The sequence below is a fragment of the Allorhizobium sp. Av2 genome, assembly GCF_021462805.2.
Classification (GTDB): Bacteria; Pseudomonadota; Alphaproteobacteria; order Rhizobiales; family Rhizobiaceae; genus Allorhizobium; species Allorhizobium vitis_G.
Window position 1 is genome coordinate 2,278,703 of the sequence record NZ_CP192696.1, and the last position, 16,223, is coordinate 2,294,925.

Below are 16,223 nucleotides of genomic sequence, written 5' to 3' on the forward strand. Positions count from 1 at the left end.
TGTTTTTCGGCTTTGGCTGAACCGCCCAACCCCTGGAACTTCACCCCGCCTTCGGCAACCGCACCACCACCTTCAATCCACCCTCCGCAGCACTGCCAAGCGTCACCTTGCCGCCTGCGCCCTCCACCACTTCGCGGACGATGGCGAGGCCGAGGCCGCTGCCTTCGGGTTGGGTGCCGATGATGCGGTAGAATCGTTCGAAGACCTGTTCGTGTTCTGCGGGGGCGATGCCGGGGCCACTGTCTTCGACGGTGAGTTGTACGGTGTCGGCAAGCGTCTCCACTGTTACCGTCACAACGCCGGGGGACGGCGTGTAGCGCAGGGCGTTATCAACCAGGTTGACGGTCATTTCGCGCAGCATGGTGGCGTCGCCGGTGACGGGGGCAGCGCCTTCCGCCTCCAGGCCGAGATCGATGCCGCGCCGCAGCGCGTCTTCCGCCTGGGCTTCCAGCACCTGTCTGGCGATGTCGGCCATATCGACGCGGTCAGCACGGGGCGCGCGGCTGCCGGGTTCGGCGCGGGTCAGGGTCAGCAATTGTTCGGCCAGCCGGGTGACTTGCCGTGTGCTGCGGATCAGCGCGTGCAGTGCTTCTTCGCGCCGGACCGGGTCGGTTTCGCGGGCGGCAAAGCTGGCCTGCGTCGAAATCAGCGTCAGCGGCGTGCGCAATTGATGGGCGGCATTGGCAACGAAGCGTTTTTGCGCCGCCATCTGGCGCTGCACGCGGTTCATGTAATCATTCAGCGCCCGCACCAGCGGACGAAGCTCGGTATGGACGATCGCCTCATCAAAAGGCTCCAACTGGTCACGGCGGCGGGCGCGCACCGCATTCCGCAGCCGCAAGACGGGGCCAAGACCGCGCTGGAGCCCCAGCACCGTCACCACGCCGGCAACCAGAACCAGCAGAACCTGCCCGTTAAAATTCGAAAACCACAGATGGGTGCGCATCGCCTGCTGGCTATAGCGTGTCACCGCCACCGTCACGGTGACGCCCGCGCCATCAGTCCCTGCGCCAGAATCAAAACCGACCACCGGATGGTTCAGCATCAAGGCACGGACATTGAGATTGCGAAACACCATGTCTTCGCCCTGGCGTTCATGGGCCGGGGTTTGCAGGTCGGCATAGCCGGACAGCAGATTGCCCCAGGCGGTCGTGACCCGGTAATAGACCCGGTCGCCAAAGCCGGTATCGAAGATTTCCAGCGCTGCCGGTGGAATATCCACCTCGACATTGCCGCCCTGATCGACCCGCACCGCCTCGGCAATCATCCGTGCTGAGCCGAGCAGCATATTATCCGTCACCAGATTGGCGGTGCTGCGGGCCATGACCAGCCCGAAATAGAGATTGAAGCCGATCACGCCGACCAGCGTCACCATCACCCAGGCCAGAAGCTGTGCCCGCAGACTGTGGCGCAGCCGCAGCAAGGGCCGGACACGACCAAAATTCATGCCGCGCCCGCCCATATCACGCCCCCATCTCACGCGGCCCGCAGCATATAGCCGAGGCCACGCAGGGTGGCGATCTGCACCGCCCCGCCTTCCAGCTTTTTGCGGACCCGATGCACGTAAATTTCAATGGCGCTCGGATCGGTTTCGGCATCGAAGCCGAACACGCTTTGCGACAGCGCCGCCTTGGTCACGGTGCTGCCCGCCTTCAGCATTAGATATTCCAGCACCGAATGTTCGCGTGGCGTCAGCGACAAGACCTCGCCTTTCAAAGAAAATTGCCGTGTCGCGCTATTGAGCACCAGATCAGCCACGGCAATTTCCGGGCTGGCCAGATCATGCCCGCGCCGGATCAATGCCCGCAGCCGGGCTTCCAACTCGGCCATTTCGAAAGGCTTGGCGAGATAGTCGTCGGCACCGGAATCCAACCCCGCCACCCGTCCGTCCAGCGAAGCATTGGCGGTCAGGATAATCACCGGCACTTTACGCCCACTGCGGCGAATGCGCTTCAGCAGGGTCATTCCATCAATTTTCGGCAGCGACAGATCGAGGATCACGGCGGCATAATCGGCGAGGTTCAAAAAATCCTCGGCCTCTTCGCCATCATGGGCGGCATCCACGGTGTAATGCGCCTGGGTCAGGGCCTTCGCCAGCCAATCGGCCAATTCATGATTGTCTTCAACGATCAGCAATCGCATGATGGTTCATTCATCCTCTTCCCGGAGCCATCATACAGCGCCGCTGCTCAGAAAGGTCGGGGAAAGAATATTATAACAGATTATTTTTGGCATTGATCGTCAGGCGAGCCAGCCGCTTTCCAGCCCGCTTGCCCAATCGTCACGCCCCCTGTCCGCCGCCAGCCGGGCCATTTCGAGATGACGGTAAGGCACCTGCCGGAACGTCACCGTCCAGCCTGCCTCACCCTTTTCCAGAATGGCGTAACAGGCGAGCGGTGTTCCGGCTTCCACCCGATGATAAAACGGTACGTCATCATCATAGGCCGGGCAGCCGACGCTGCCGGGATTGACGATCAGCCGCCCATCGGTAAGCCGCACCGCACGCGGCAGATGCGAATGGGCGCAGAGGATCAGCTCCTGCCCGACGCCCTCGGCCAGTGCTTCAATCTCTGCACGGGCTTTAAGATGCACCAGGCCTTCGGGGCTGACGCTTTCCAGCCAGTAGAGATCGTCAATGTCAGGCGTGGCATGGCAGAGAAACACCTGCTCGCGCCAAACCGTGGTGACCGGCAGGCGTTGCAGCCATTGCAAATGCCGGGGCGAGAGCTGGTCGTAAGCAACCGCATCAGAAGAATGCATCGCCGCCCTGTCCTGCTCGATCAGATAGCGGTCGTGATTGCCCCTGACGGTGACGAGATCCAGCAACAGCAGCAGGTCGCCGGTGCGCCCCGCCTCCAGCGGCCCGGAAAAACAATCACCGAGATTGACGACATGGTCATAGCCAATGCCCTGAGCGGCGATATCGGCAAGCACCGCTTCCAGAGCCAGACAATTGCCGTGAATATCGGCGATAGCGGCAAACCGCATCTCTCAGCTCCCCCGATAGGTTGAGTAGCCGTAGGGCGAAAGCAGTAGCGGCACATGGTAATGGGCCTGCGGATCGGCAATGCCGAAGCGAATGGGAATGACATCCAGAAACGGCGGATCGGTCAGTTCTGCCCCCTGGCTCAGCAGATAGTCACCGGCATGAAACAGCAATTCATATTGGCCGATGCGAAAGTCCTCGCCAGCCAGGATCGGCCCGCCATCCACCCGGCCATCGGCATTGGTGAACACGGTCTTGATCAGCTCCGCCTCCTCGCCGTTCATCCGCATCAGCTGAATGCGCAGGCCAGACGCCGGGCGGCCCAAGGCGGTATCAAGAACATGGGTGGTCAGGCCGGTCATGGGCGTGGCTCCAGAATCAGGTAGGGCTGGTCGAAGAAGAACTCTTCCAGATTGTTTCCCGGCCCGTCGCGATCCGCAACCAGAAAATCGCTGACCTCACCGATTGCCATCAAAGGATGGTGCCAGACATTGCGGTGGTAGTTCACGCCCTGCTGCGGCTCGGCCAGAAACACCTGCGGCGCGCCCGGGCGATCCCCCTCGTCCAGCGAAACCGCCAGCAGGAACGGGCGTCCGGACAGCGGCGTAAAGCTTTGGCTGCCAAGCGGATGCCGTTCCATCATGCCAATCTCATAGGGAAAACGGCGCGGCTGACCGCGAAAGATATTGAGGACCACGCGCGCGCCCTCACCCACCACATCGGGGCTGGCCAGAGCATGAAACCGCTCGGTCGTGCCGCCATTGATCAGCCGCATCCGGGCGGGATCGGCCTCGATGACATCGCCGAAGGGCGCGAAGGCTTCAGGCGTTAACGGGCGGATGGCAAGGGGAAGGAATGGCTGGGTCATGGCAAGATCCGCAAACGAGGTGGGCCAGCGGTATCGTCGTGATTGGCATTAGAGCCAAGGACATATGCCGCTGATCTCGATAGCAGTAACCCATTGGAACCGATCAGCAAACCTGATTTCAATATTTTATCCCGCCCCGCGATTGCGTGGGGCGGGATAATTCAATTGTCGATGCTAGAACCTGTCGGATTAGGCAAACCGCGTCACACGCTCAATCTTGGCCTCAGTCTGAGGCCGACGCAGGACCAGGAATTCACGCAGCAGTTCTGCCTGAACGACCGCGCTGATATGCGATGCCGGTTCGATATTCAGCATGTCGTGGTGGTTGCAGGTCATATCGCGCAGGTAAACCCTGCCCTCCACATGCGGCAACCAGGTTTCCGCATCGTAGTTGAGGATGGTGTTCAGCGCATCACTGCCAGCACTTGGCTCGGCGCGGAAGAAATGCACATCGGCATCGATCTTGCCCGGTGTAAAGCGCTGGGCAATCTCCAGATTGTGCAAGATGGTTGCTTTGGCACGCTCGACAAAATCCGGATCGAACTGGTGAACCTGTTCCAGCAGGACATGGTTGTCCGTATCGAACATTTTCAGCACGAAATCGCCAAGTTCAGCCAGCGATGGCTTGTCACCCGCCGCCTTTTCATCGAAGCCGAGGAACCCGAGGGCTGCCCGCGCCAGCGTCGCATCATCCTGCAATTGAGCGGCAGGCTTGAAATGGTAGCTGTCCATCATGCCCAGGAACGCGATAGCCTGGCCTTCTGCCTGCAATTGCCGGGTCATTTCATGGGCAATCAACCCGCCCAATGACCAGCCCAGCAGATGATATGGACCCTGCGGCTGGATCTTGCGAATCCTCTGCACGTAGAGCGCAGCCATGTCCTCGATAGAGCGAGGCAGAGCAGCGAGATCATGCAACCCATCCGATTGCAGCGCATAGACCGGCACATCTTCACTCAAATGCTGCGCGAGCGAGAAGAAGCTCCAGCCCAAACCCAGCACCGGATGGATGCAGAACAGCGGCGGGCGCTCACCCTTGGCGCGGATGGCCAGCACCGGCTCGATCAGCGGGGAACCCGCACTTTCCTCATCCAGATGCACGGCCAAGGCGGCGATGGTTGGCGTTTCGAACACAGCACCGAGGGGAATTTCACCCTTCAACCGGCTGCGAACGGCGGAAATCATTCCGGCGGCAGCCAGCGAATCGCCGCCGAGCACGAAGAAACTGTCGTGAATGCCGATCTGCTCCAGACCGAGGATCTCGCACCACAAGGCAGCAAGCCGCTTTTCGGCATCGGTTCCCGGCAGGGCAATGCCTTCCGTCACCGTCCATTGCGGCACCGGCAGCGCGTGGCGGTCGGTCTTGCCATTGGAGTTCAGCGGAATAGCTTCCAGCACCACATAGGCCGCCGGGATCATATGGACGGGAATAACCTTGCCCAACCGCTCCGAAAGATCTGCGGCATCTAGCGTGGCACCCTCGCCTACCGCGCCTTCTCTGGGGACAACATAAGCAACCAGTCGCTTTTCGCGGCCCGGATCATCGCGCAGAATAACCACGGCTTCACGCACCTGTGGCAAGCTGGCCAGCGCTGCCTCGATTTCGCCCGGCTCCACCCGGAAGCCGCGGATCTTGATCTGGTGGTCGTTGCGGCCGAGATAATCCAGCACGCCATCGCGCCGCCAGCGCACCAGGTCGCCGGTCCGGTAGATCCGCTCGCCTTCGCCTGCGAAAGGATCAGCCATGAATTTTTCCGCTGTCAGGTCCGGGCGGTTCAGGTAGCCCTTCGCCACGCCCGCACCACCGATATACAGTTCCCCGATAAAGCCGGGTGGTACTGGCTGGCAATGCCGGTCGAGGACATAGACGCGGGTGTTCCAGATTGGCCGGCCAATCGGCGCGCTGTCGAGATCGCTGCCCAAAAGCGGCATGTTGGTGGACCAGATCGTGGTTTCCGTCGGTCCGTAGACATTGAGAACGGGATGACCGAGCCGTGCCATCTTATGGGCGAGATCGGAGGGTAGCGCCTCGCCACCCACCAGACTGCGCAAGCCCGTCAGTCCCTCATGATGATCGGCCAGCAGTGCCCGCCACAAAGACGGCGTCGCCTGCATAATGGTGATGCCCGCACTGCGGATCAACCCATGCAGCACGGCCGGGTCGCGCACTTCCGAGCGCAGCGCGATCACCGTGCGCGCGCCTGCCAGCAACGGCAGATAGAGCTCAAGGGCTGCAATATCGAAGGAAATCGTCGTGACGGCCAGCAATCGATCTTCGCTGTCCAGTTTCAACAGATCCTGCATCGACAGCAGGAAGTTCATCAGGCCGAGATGTGGGATTTCCACACCCTTGGGCCGACCGGTCGAGCCGGAGGTAAAGATGATATAGGCCGTGTCGGTCAGCGATGGGCCATTCGGCAGGTCGCGTCCCTGCCGCTCAAGGGGTTTATCGAGGAAGATCAGGTTGTCGGTGGCATCCGGTAGGTTGCCAGCCACTTCCTCTGTGGTGATGACGCAGGCTGGCTGCGCATCCTCCAGAATCATCGCCACCCGCGAGGCGGGATCAGCCGGATCAAGAGGCAGATAGGCCGCACCGCTCTTCAGCACGGCCAGCAACGCCACAACCATGTTTTCAGACCGCGGCACAGCCACAGCCACCAGGGCGCCGGGTACTGCACCCTTTTCCATCAGATAGCCAGCCAGATGATCGGAGGCCGCATTCAGCTCGCCATAGGTCATCTGGCGACCGCCAAAGGATAGCGCGACCGCATCCGGCATGCGGGCCGCCTGCGCCCGGAACAGTTCCGGCCAAGTCTGATCCGGCAATTTATGGGCCGTATCATTCCAGTCTGTCAGGATTTCCTGACGCTCCCACGTTGACAGCAGGCTGACGTCGCGCAGCGGCTTTTCCGGCGCGGCCAGAATCTCTCTCAGCATACGGGTAAACCGTGCCTCGTGATCGGCCAGTTCCTCCAGCGTATAGAGCGCCGGATTGGCATCGAAATCGATGCGCAGGTCGCCATTGTCGCCTCGGTCATAAGCAAAGATGGTGAAATCCGTCATCGTGCCGTTTGACATATTATGCACGGTGGTCGGATGGCCATCAAAGCGCAGATCGTAATCGAAAGGCTCGATATTGACGCCCAGCCAGGCAATCTGCGCATCCTGCCGGACCATGCCGAGATCGCGGCGAATATCCTCATAGCGGTAACGCTGGTAACGCAGCGCCCGGCTCATCTGCTGGGAAACCTGACCAGTCAATTCGCGCCAGGACAGATCCGGCGTCATCGAAAACCGCAGCGGAACCGCATTGGCGGTCATGCCTGGAATGCGGCGCATCGTCTGGCTGATCCGGGCCGTCACCATGGTAACCATGGTCAGTTCTTCGCAATTGGTGGCCTTGGCATAATAGGCCGCAACCAGAGCAATCAGCGCCTGCGGCACGCTGGCACCAAAGCCACGGCTGATCTCTGCAAGCCCCTTAACCGTCTGGCGGTCAATGACCGTCGTATGGCGCAGCAGACCACCGGATGGCTCGCCTTTCTTCTTCATCAGGGTCACCGGCTCCGGCAGCCCCTTCATCTGTTCGGACCAATAGGCCTTGTCGCGCTGGAAATGTACCGAATCGCGGTAGGTACGCTCAAGCTCCAGCAATTCCTGCGGAGAGCCGCAATCATAGGGCTCCGGCTGGTTGCCCTGGGCCAGTGCCGAGTAAATATCGACCAGCCGCCGGGCCAGCAGGCCACCGGAGAACCCATCCATGATGATATGATGTGCCCAATGATACCAGACCCATTCCGTCGCTGCGAGCTTCAGAAGCGAAGACCCCCAGAGATTGTCATTGGCAAGATCGAGAGGCTTGCACATATGCTTTTGCATCCACTCCGTCGCACTTGCGCTAGGATTTTCAGCAGTACTGAAATCGATGACGTCAAAGACGCCGCAATAGGCCGCCATGACAACCTGATGCGGCTGTCCTTCGATTTCCTTGATGCGTGACCGTGTGACAGCAAAATCATCTGACAAGCGGCGCAACGCCTGGCAAAACAAGCCCGGATGGACAGGCCCATGAATTTCGATGGATTCAGCAAGAACAAAGCTCAGATCGGCGGGAGCTACCTTTTGTTTGACCCACAAGCCTGCCTGCGCAAGAGAAACCGGAAAAACCTGCTCATGTCTGCCTACAAAAGACATTGAAAAACCTCACTGAAATATCGGCCAAAACCAGAAAACAATCTAAAAGCAAGCGCAATCAAACGATTGTGCGGCTAGGAAACGCAAAAACTGCCACTCAAAATAAAGCACATCAGCATGCCATGAATTCAACTGCTCAATACAAATTTAAAGCACTTAAATAGAAAACAAAAACCTATTTGTCGCAAAATGATACAATCACGAATAAAACGAACACAGATTTTGCTATAAATTTCACAAATTATATACAAATCAGGCACACAAGCCTGAAAACGTGAGACAATGAAACCAGCACACGGCACGTTTGTAAAGTGTCAGACTTGCAATAACCCGTAAAAATCAACGAAACAGAACGGGGATGGACTTTGCGCTTAATGCCGAATTAATCGCCCAAAAGTAGAAAAATGAACAAACGCACGTTTAAATTTTTATTTTCGCCCAATAAAGTATACGGACCGAAGATGAAACAATTTTGACACCCTTACGGACAGATATAGTGCCCCAAACAGGGATAAATAATAAAAAATATACATCAGTAAACATAACTACAATTAAAATGAGGGAGTATATATTTTTTTTGATGCAAGATAATTTCTATACGCAAAAACCCCTCATATTAAAGAGTAAAACGATCGCCTTCTCCAATTTTTATAAAATCGACACGGCCCGTTATTAACATATATCAAATTACGATATTTTAAAATAAAAACACGCAGAAAATTGGATCGATACGCGAACAACCTAGACAAGATTGATGTTATAAATGCGCGATAAATGCCCGATTCCACGACAACGCTATAATGCAAATTGTATACAGATGAACTTAAATCGGTTCCGGAACGGGGAATGACGCGGTCTTAATTTTGAAATCGCCCGAACGTATTCACTTCAGCGTTGAATACTGCTTATAGCACATGAAAACGTTTTGACTGAATGATCGCGGGCCACACAAGACCACAGCCGATATTCACCTATACGAAAGTCTGAAGATGCTCCCGCATCCTCTCCTTTAAAAATTTCAAACACACCAGTGGCTTGAAATATTCACACCATCTTCAAGACAAGGATGCATCTGCACCTACAATGTCCTGGTACACGACATCAAGAGCGCTTGCGCCCTGACCCGAGGGTAAGATCCGATGGATCGAGCCAGATTGGATCAGGGCGCAAGCGGAGAGGATCAGGCAGCTTCGGACTTCGCAGCCGGAACTTCTGCAATCGTCTTCAAGACCTGGGAAGCGATCTGGTAAGGGCAGCCCTGTGAATTGGGGCGACGATCTTCCAGGTAGCCACGATAGCCATTGTTGACGAAAGAATGCGGAACGCGGATCGATGCACCACGGTCAGCAACGCCGTAGGAGAACTTGTTCCACGGAGCGGTTTCGTGCTTGCCGGTCAGACGCAGGTGGTTGTCGGGACCGTAAACGTCGATATGCTCTTTCCAGTTCTTGGCGAAAGCCGCCATGAGCGCTTCGAAATAGTCCTTGCCGCCCACTTCGCGCATGAACTTGGTCGAGAAGTTGCAGTGCATGCCGGAACCGTTCCAGTCGGTATCGCCGAGCGGCTTGCAATGGAACTCGACATCGACGCCGTATTTTTCGCACAGACGCAGCAACAGGTAGCGAGCCAGCCAAATTTCGTCGGCGGCCTTCTTGGAGCCCTTACCGAAAACCTGGAATTCCCACTGGCCCTTGGCCACTTCAGCATTGATGCCTTCGTGGTTGATGCCAGCAGCCAGGCAGAGATCCAGATGCTCTTCAACGATTTCACGCGCGACATCGCCGACATTCTTGAAGCCGACGCCGGTGTAATAAGGACCCTGCGGCGCAGGATAGCCATTTTCCGGGAAGCCGAGCGGACGACCGTCCTGATAGAGGAAATATTCCTGCTCGAAGCCGAACCATGTGCCTTCGTCTTCCAGAATGGTAGCGCGGCTGTTGGAGCTATGCGGGGTGACGCCATCGGGCATCATCACTTCGCACATCACCAATGCACCATTGGTGCGGGCCGGATCGGGGTAAACAGCAACAGGCTTCAGCACGCAATCCGAGCTATGGCCTTCGGCCTGCTGGGTGGAGCTACCGTCGAAGCCCCAGAGGGGGAGCTGTTCGAGGGTCGGAAATTCAGCGAATTCCTTGATCTGCGTCTTGCCACGCAGGTTCGGGACCGGCGTATAGCCGTCCAACCAGATATACTCGAGCTTGTACTTGGTCATTGTCGATCTCTCATAAGTCCAGCGCCTCGCATCGGGCGCACCCTGGGGGTGATTCTCCGGCGGTCCGGGAGTCGATAAATAACAAGCAGGAACCATGCCAAACCCGCAAAAATCACCCCGCAGCTAGCAGAAAAAATGCCAGGCATATTCAAAACACCTTAAAAGCCACGGGTTTTTAACAGTTTTGCGTCAGATTGGCGGACATGCCACCGCCTTCTCAATGCGCATTTGCAAAATAAAAGGCAGCAATGCCCGGTGGATAGCAGCGATGACGTGAAAAAGCAGCTTGAAATGATTTATTTTTGGGCAAATTGCACTTTCTATGTGCATTTTAGCTGAAAAAATGCTATGAGATTCATCCGGGCGGAGGAGCTCGAGGAACAACGAAGGGCAGTATCGATGACAACGGGCCTTGGTCGGGAATCGGCAAAAATCTACGAATTCCCAGTACATAATACGCAAAGACTGCGTGAAATGCGTGAGCGCAGTCTCCACAAGCAGGTGATCCTCGAAAGCGGAGCCGCCAGCTGGTATCACGAGGCAGCGATCCGCGAGGCGGAAGACGCGCTCAAGCAGTGAGGTAGGGGCAGTGACGTTTGGCAAGAACGCAATCAGCAGGATCATGCTGCATGACCCTGCTTCGGCTGCGCGCTTAAACGCGCGGCCTATTCATTCATGCCCGGCACTCTCGCCTGGCAGCATTGCTTCGAGCCGGAGGCGGGCGATCTTTTCGACTTGAAGGCAGGCGGTTGAGAACTCGGTCTCGACGCTATTGTCGATCCGGGCCTCAAATGCGGCCAGAATGTCGTCTTTCGTCAGACCTTTCACGGCGATGATGAACGGAAAGCCGAATTTTTCTATATAAGCACTATTGAGCGCTGTAAAACGCTGGTGTTCAGCCTCCGACAGGCGATCGAGCCCGGCGCCAGCCTGTTCGCTGCGGCTTTCCGCTGTCAACTCACCCGCAATGGCCAATTTTCCTGCCAGATCCGGATGCGCCCGCAGGACCTCGAGCCGCTCGGCTTGGGTTGCGGTGCGAAACATCGCGCTCATTCCATCATGAACGCCAAGGGCGCTCAGGGGCTCATCGATAAAACCGGCATCGAAAGCGCGCTCAGCAATGAACGGCGAATGCTCGAATATCCCGCCGAATTGCTCAATGAAATCCTGTCGCTGCATCGGCTCACCCCTGTTTTGATTTGCAATCGATAGCCAATATGCGACGGGTTGGAAAGACCCGGATTTTCGCAAGGCCGCGCCGAATATTCCCCATAGATGTTGAACGCACCCGCCAGAGACCTATCTAAGAGGCGGGCTGCCGTTCCCAACTGCTTTTCCGTGCCCTTCCCAATTGCAAAAACTGTTCTCTACACATTCCTCCCCATGACAAAAAAGGAGCGCCGCATGCCAATCGCAAGAGGTTATGCCGCAACCGACGCCAGCAAGCCGCTGGAACCCTTCACTTTTGAACGTCGCGAACCCAATGATGACGACGTGGTGATTTCCATCAAATATTGTGGCGTCTGCCATTCCGACATCCACCAGGCCCGCAATGAATGGGGAAATTCCGCATTCCCCATGGTGCCCGGCCACGAAATTGCCGGTGTCGTCACCGCCGTCGGCGCAAACGTGTCGAAATTCAAGGTCGGCGACCCTGTCGGCGTTGGCTGTTTCGTCGATTCCTGCGTTCATTGCCAGGAACGCAATGAGGATATCGAGCAATATCTGCCCGGCCTCGTCCAGACCTATAACGGCGTAGACCGCGACGGTAAGACCGCCACCCAGGGCGGCTATTCCGACACGATCGTCGTCAAGGAAGGCTATGTCCTGTCGATCCCGGACAATCTGCCACTCGACAAGGCGGCCCCGCTGCTTTGCGCCGGTATCACGCTGTATTCGCCGCTCGCTCATTGGAAGGCCGGTCCGGGCAAGAAAGTGGCCATCGTCGGCATGGGCGGTCTCGGCCATATGGGCGTCAAGATCGGCGCGGCCATGGGCGCGGAAATCACCGTGCTCAGCCAGACCCTGTCGAAGAAAGAGGATGGCCTGCGTCTCGGTGCCAGCCATTACTATGCGACCAGCGACGCCAAGACCTTCGAGACACTGTCCGGATCCTTCGACCTGATCATCTGCACGGTCAGCGCCGATATTGATTGGAACGCCTATCTCAACCTGCTGAAGGTCGATGGCACCATGGTTTTGCTCGGCGTGCCGGAAAAACCGGTTCCGGTCCATGCCTTTTCGCTCATCCCCGCCCGCCGCAATCTGGCCGGCTCGATGATCGGGTCGATCAAGGAAACCCAGGACATGCTGGATTTCTGCGGTAAGCACGGCATCACCTCCGATATCGAGCTGATCGATATCAAGGATATCAACACGGCCTATGAGCGAGTGTTGAAAAGCGACGTGCGTTACCGCTTCGTCATCGATATGGCGACGCTGGCCGCCTAGGCACCCTTGTTGCAGTTTGTCTTTTCGGGAACCCAACTGGCCACTTTTCCCTGACAAACTCTAACGGCTAACAAAAACATCCCCCGGCGAAGACCGGGGGATGCACAAAACCTCACATCAAATGAATATCAGATCAGCGAGCAGGCTTCAGTTGCAGGCGTGAAATCCCGGCTGCGACGTTCAGACCCGTTCCGGCCTCCGCGCTGAGCGGCTGCAAGCCGAAATTCTTGTTGCTGCCGCCAACCAAGGCGTTGGCGCCAAGGCCAATGCCGACCGAGGCTCTCGCCGATGCGCCGACATAGGTACCAGCCAGCGCGCCCTGGCGCGTCGTGGTCGGGTTGATGTTATAAACGATCCAGCGGATATAGCTCTTGCCGGTAATACCGACATCCAGGCCGAGCTTGCCAATAGAGCCGCTGTAGCGCTCAACCTTGCCAGAACGCTGCTGGAAATCGCAGGTCACTGTTCGGCTAGAGCCGATCAACATGCCGATGCCGCCTGCAACCTCACAGGATAGTGTGCCCAGACGCTCCTTCGGCTGGGTCGCCGTCATCTGGGAGGCAGGGTGGCGCGTGCTGTTGTGATGAGTATTGGCTGCATTGGCGACCGATGCCGCCCCCATTGCCGCCACCGCGACCAGAGCAAAAACTGTTCTCATCGAACATTCCTTTCCGCTGTTGCGGACCGTTACCGGTCCCCTTTCGCAAGGCGGTAATCCACCTTGACAGAATGTGTCTCACCGGCAGCCACGCGGCGTGGCTACCGTTATTATCCTAGGACGTCTGCGGGCGAGGATGCTCAGCATCTTCAAACCCGCAAGACTTCGAGCATGATAATTCGTTTACTTGAAGGCATCCTTGGCCTTGCCAACGGTGGACTGAATCTTGCCAGCGGCCTTGTCCATCTTGCCTTCGGCTTCGAGCTTCTTGCTGCCCGTTACCTTGCCGACGGCTTCCTTGACGCTGCCCTTGGCTTCCTTGGCGGCACCTTCGATGCGATTCTTGTCCATAGTTTTCGTCCTTCTCTTGATTAAGGAAGACCGTTGTTGGTGTTCCGGCAGTGAAACGTCCGGCCTGAAAAATTGTTCACCAGTCATTGAAAGAAATTGAGATTGTTCGGCTCGCTATAGGCGGGAAACATATTACCGATCCTACCGTTGGCTGTGGGAATATCCACTTTATGATCAAGTTGATCTCAAAATAGACATGAGTAAAGCAGCAACCTGTTACAGAATTTATCTTGAACGAAGAGAGAAGGATTATGGATCAAATCCAAAATCTTGAGGCAATCATTCCGCCTAGACGCAGGATGCGGGATATTTTTTTAAGTCGGAAACGGCCTAATGAGAAAATTACTCATTATATTCAAATACTTAAAAAAATTGGCGTATTTTATAAATACGCACCGCACATTAAGCGGTGCAAGTTCATCCAGGCAGGAAATTCTTTCACTAGTTTTAATATTTATTGTTTTCGGATCGTTTTCCAAGTGTAAATTTCCAAATCCTGCCATTTTATCCATTCCAGAAAATACGAAATAGTTTTTTAATTCCTGCCCTCTTAATATAATATTGATCTACTACAAGAGAAAACTTGACCATGAATGTCATGCATATCGCATCGAAAAATCCCGCCCAACAGCTGGTTATCGCGGGAGGATTTGCAATATTTCTGGCATTGACGATCTGGTCCGAGGTTGCAAACTGGACGGCCCAGGTGTCGCGGATGAATTCTTATCTCGCGCAAACGGCAAGAGCGATTGCCCAGCACACAGACGACGTCATCGAAGTGGCCAAGCAACCTTTGGCCGGGCTGGTCTTCGAAGTGCAGGAAAACAACAGCAAAAGCGTTTTGCAGAGCCTGGACCTGGTTCGCAGGATGCGCGAGCTTATCAAGACGTCACCCTATTTGCGCAGCTTGGCCTATATCGGCCCGGATGGCCGGCTGATTGAGTCGACCTCCGATCCATTTTCATCGGGTCTCGATCTTTCCAGCCGCAGTTATTTCAAGATCCATCAAACCTCCGAGGAACTGCAACCGCTTGTCGATGGACCCTATCAAAGTCCGTCGGTCAAAGACTGGTTTATTACCTTGTCCCAGCGGATGAATGATGATCGGGGGCAATTTGCGGGCATCATGGTGGCGACCATTGATGTCGAGAGCTTCATCCGGTTTTTCCGGAGTTTCAACATGCTGGACAACAGTGCCTTCGCAATGATGGATGGTGCTGGCCGCGTTCTGGTGCGTGCGCCCCTGGATGCGACGGCCATGGGCACCAGCATTGCCGATTCAGCTTTGTACCGAAACGCTATTTCGACAAGCAACATTGGAAATTTTCAATATACATCGCGATTTGACGGCATATTGAGAACCTCTGGCTATTATAAAAGCAGCAATACACAGATCACTGTGCTTGTGGCTGTCTCCAAAAAAGCTATTCTGTGGTATTGGATAGACATCAGCAAACCCAGATGGATCTGTTTTATCGTCGCATTGATGGTCGCATGCGCGTTGGGCATCCGCTTGAGACGGCAATGGGCATTGAAGCGTCGCGACGAGATGATTATTGCCGCACGGGAAGCGGAGTTTCGCCTGATTGCCAATGCCTCATCCGACTTGATCGAAAAACTGGATGACAACGGTATCCGAGAATATGTTTCGGCAGCCGCCAAATCTGTTCTCGGCGTGGAGGCCGATACGATCGTCGGACGCAGCGTGTTGGACGAATACGATGCCGACGCCCGGCAATACTGGTCTGAGGCGCTGGCCAACATTGCCGCCGGTTCTTCAATCGAACGGCTTGTCTTCCCCAGAATAAAAAAAGACGGTGAGATCGCCTGGCTGGAAACCGTGATAACCCGGGTTCGCAGCTTCGATGTCAGCAGCGGCATGGTTGCCGTAACCAGGGACGTCACAAGTCAAAGGCTTTTGCAGGAAGAGCTGGATCGGCTTGCCAACACGGATGAATTGACGCAGCTTTCCAACAAACGTCACTTCAACAGGCAGCTGAAAAGTCTTTCCGCCGAGGCACGGATGGTGGGCACTCCCCTTTCACTGCTTGTCGTTGATGTCGATAAATTCAAGCTGTTCAACGATACCTATGGTCATCTGCCGGGTGATAATTGCCTGCGGAAAATTTCGACCGAAATCGCCGCTGCAATCCGTCCGGGAACGGATCTTGCCGCGCGCTACGGTGGAGAGGAAATCGTCATCCTGCTGCCGGGAAAAACCGCAAGCCAGGCACGCCAAGTAGGCGAGGAGATCCGCCAACGGATCGCCGACCTGGGGATAATCCACCAGAAAAACCTGCCCTGGGGGCATGTGACCATCAGCATCGGCGTTGCCGAACAATCACCTGAGCATGATGAAACAGATGAAGCACTGTTTGTGAAAGCCGATAAATGCCTCTACACAGCTAAAAATTCCGGTCGCAATAAAGTCGTCTCTTTTGATGAGAATTTGTCAGTCGCGGCGGCCTGAGGCCGTCGCTACTCATTTTCAATATCTCGA

At 56.1% G+C, this 16,223-nt stretch carries 13 protein-coding genes; 3 read left to right on the plus strand and 10 right to left on the minus strand.

The window, feature by feature from the left end; genetic code table 11:
• Positions 1 to 40: 40 nt before the first annotated feature.
• From FS819_RS10890 to FS819_RS10920, 7 genes are all read right to left on the minus strand, one after another.
• On the minus strand, positions 41 to 1,447 hold the full coding sequence (locus FS819_RS10890) for a sensor histidine kinase (protein WP_234624581.1): 1,407 nt from the start codon (positions 1,445 to 1,447) through the stop codon (positions 41 to 43).
• A 29-nt stretch (positions 1,448 to 1,476) separates the two neighbouring features.
• Complete coding sequence (locus FS819_RS10895; protein ID WP_071204836.1) at positions 1,477 to 2,142, minus strand: response regulator; 666 nt, start codon at positions 2,140 to 2,142, stop codon at positions 1,477 to 1,479.
• 99 nt (positions 2,143 to 2,241) lie between these two features.
• Entirely contained in the window at positions 2,242 to 2,988 is a 747-nt protein-coding gene (locus FS819_RS10900; RefSeq protein WP_156546759.1) for a metallophosphoesterase family protein, read from the minus strand.
• Positions 2,989 to 2,991: 3 nt separating this feature from the next.
• Entirely contained in the window at positions 2,992 to 3,348 is a 357-nt protein-coding gene (gene uraH / locus FS819_RS10905; protein ID WP_156546761.1) for a hydroxyisourate hydrolase, read from the minus strand.
• The gene (locus FS819_RS10910; RefSeq protein ID WP_156546763.1) at positions 3,345 to 3,854 is read right to left on the minus strand and encodes an ureidoglycolate lyase; all 510 of its coding nucleotides are present in this window, start codon (positions 3,852 to 3,854) and stop codon (positions 3,345 to 3,347) included. Before FS819_RS10910 ends, uraH begins: the two co-directional genes overlap by 4 nt.
• A gap of 189 nt (positions 3,855 to 4,043) precedes the next feature.
• Positions 4,044 to 8,048 (minus strand): non-ribosomal peptide synthetase, encoded by a 4,005-nt coding sequence (locus FS819_RS10915; RefSeq protein ID WP_156546765.1) that lies wholly within the window; start codon positions 8,046 to 8,048, stop codon positions 4,044 to 4,046.
• 1,180 nt (positions 8,049 to 9,228) lie between these two features.
• Complete coding sequence (locus FS819_RS10920) at positions 9,229 to 10,263, minus strand: glutamine synthetase beta-grasp domain-containing protein (protein ID WP_015916816.1); 1,035 nt, start codon at positions 10,261 to 10,263, stop codon at positions 9,229 to 9,231.
• A 399-nt stretch (positions 10,264 to 10,662) separates the two neighbouring features.
• Between FS819_RS10920 and FS819_RS10925 the strand changes: the two genes are divergently transcribed.
• Complete coding sequence (locus tag FS819_RS10925) at positions 10,663 to 10,842, plus strand: DUF2735 domain-containing protein (RefSeq protein ID WP_234624580.1); 180 nt, start codon at positions 10,663 to 10,665, stop codon at positions 10,840 to 10,842.
• A 90-nt stretch (positions 10,843 to 10,932) separates the two neighbouring features.
• Here FS819_RS10925 and uraD read toward each other — a convergent pair whose 3' ends face one another.
• Positions 10,933 to 11,442, minus strand: coding sequence for a 2-oxo-4-hydroxy-4-carboxy-5-ureidoimidazoline decarboxylase (gene uraD, locus FS819_RS10930; RefSeq protein WP_156546769.1), 510 nt, complete (start codon positions 11,440 to 11,442; stop codon positions 10,933 to 10,935).
• A gap of 225 nt (positions 11,443 to 11,667) precedes the next feature.
• On the opposite strand from uraD, the gene FS819_RS10935 reads away from it, so the two are divergent.
• The gene (locus FS819_RS10935; RefSeq protein WP_156546771.1) at positions 11,668 to 12,714 is read left to right on the plus strand and encodes an NAD(P)-dependent alcohol dehydrogenase; all 1,047 of its coding nucleotides are present in this window, start codon (positions 11,668 to 11,670) and stop codon (positions 12,712 to 12,714) included.
• Between the two features lie 133 nt (positions 12,715 to 12,847).
• Here FS819_RS10935 and FS819_RS10940 read toward each other — a convergent pair whose 3' ends face one another.
• Both FS819_RS10940 and FS819_RS10945 read right to left on the minus strand, forming a co-directional pair.
• The gene (locus FS819_RS10940; RefSeq protein WP_015916820.1) at positions 12,848 to 13,372 is read right to left on the minus strand and encodes a DUF992 domain-containing protein; all 525 of its coding nucleotides are present in this window, start codon (positions 13,370 to 13,372) and stop codon (positions 12,848 to 12,850) included.
• Between the two features lie 183 nt (positions 13,373 to 13,555).
• Complete coding sequence (locus FS819_RS10945; protein ID WP_015916821.1) at positions 13,556 to 13,723, minus strand: CsbD family protein; 168 nt, start codon at positions 13,721 to 13,723, stop codon at positions 13,556 to 13,558.
• Positions 13,724 to 14,312: 589 nt separating this feature from the next.
• Here FS819_RS10945 and FS819_RS10950 point away from each other — a divergent pair.
• Positions 14,313 to 16,193 (plus strand): sensor domain-containing diguanylate cyclase, encoded by a 1,881-nt coding sequence (locus tag FS819_RS10950; protein WP_234624608.1) that lies wholly within the window; start codon positions 14,313 to 14,315, stop codon positions 16,191 to 16,193.
• Positions 16,194 to 16,223 lie beyond the last annotated feature (30 nt).

What these genes read in the sequence shown, in the direction of transcription:
- FS819_RS10890 (WP_234624581.1), bottom strand. Translation starts at nt 1,447, where the DNA reads ATGAATTTTGGTCGTGTCCGGCCCTTGCTGCGGCTGCGCCACAGTCTG.
- FS819_RS10895 (WP_071204836.1), bottom strand. Translation starts at nt 2,142, where the DNA reads ATGCGATTGCTGATCGTTGAAGACAATCATGAATTGGCCGATTGGCTG.
- FS819_RS10900 (WP_156546759.1), bottom strand. Translation starts at nt 2,988, where the DNA reads ATGCGGTTTGCCGCTATCGCCGATATTCACGGCAATTGTCTGGCTCTG.
- uraH (WP_156546761.1), bottom strand. Translation starts at nt 3,348, where the DNA reads ATGACCGGCCTGACCACCCATGTTCTTGATACCGCCTTGGGCCGCCCG.
- FS819_RS10910 (WP_156546763.1), bottom strand. Translation starts at nt 3,854, where the DNA reads ATGACCCAGCCATTCCTTCCCCTTGCCATCCGCCCGTTAACGCCTGAA.
- FS819_RS10915 (WP_156546765.1), bottom strand. Translation starts at nt 8,048, where the DNA reads ATGTCTTTTGTAGGCAGACATGAGCAGGTTTTTCCGGTTTCTCTTGCG.
- FS819_RS10920 (WP_015916816.1), bottom strand. Translation starts at nt 10,263, where the DNA reads ATGACCAAGTACAAGCTCGAGTATATCTGGTTGGACGGCTATACGCCG.
- FS819_RS10925 (WP_234624580.1), top strand. Translation starts at nt 10,663, where the DNA reads ATGACAACGGGCCTTGGTCGGGAATCGGCAAAAATCTACGAATTCCCA.
- uraD (WP_156546769.1), bottom strand. Translation starts at nt 11,442, where the DNA reads ATGCAGCGACAGGATTTCATTGAGCAATTCGGCGGGATATTCGAGCAT.
- FS819_RS10935 (WP_156546771.1), top strand. Translation starts at nt 11,668, where the DNA reads ATGCCAATCGCAAGAGGTTATGCCGCAACCGACGCCAGCAAGCCGCTG.
- FS819_RS10940 (WP_015916820.1), bottom strand. Translation starts at nt 13,372, where the DNA reads ATGAGAACAGTTTTTGCTCTGGTCGCGGTGGCGGCAATGGGGGCGGCA.
- FS819_RS10945 (WP_015916821.1), bottom strand. Translation starts at nt 13,723, where the DNA reads ATGGACAAGAATCGCATCGAAGGTGCCGCCAAGGAAGCCAAGGGCAGC.
- FS819_RS10950 (WP_234624608.1), top strand. Translation starts at nt 14,313, where the DNA reads ATGAATGTCATGCATATCGCATCGAAAAATCCCGCCCAACAGCTGGTT.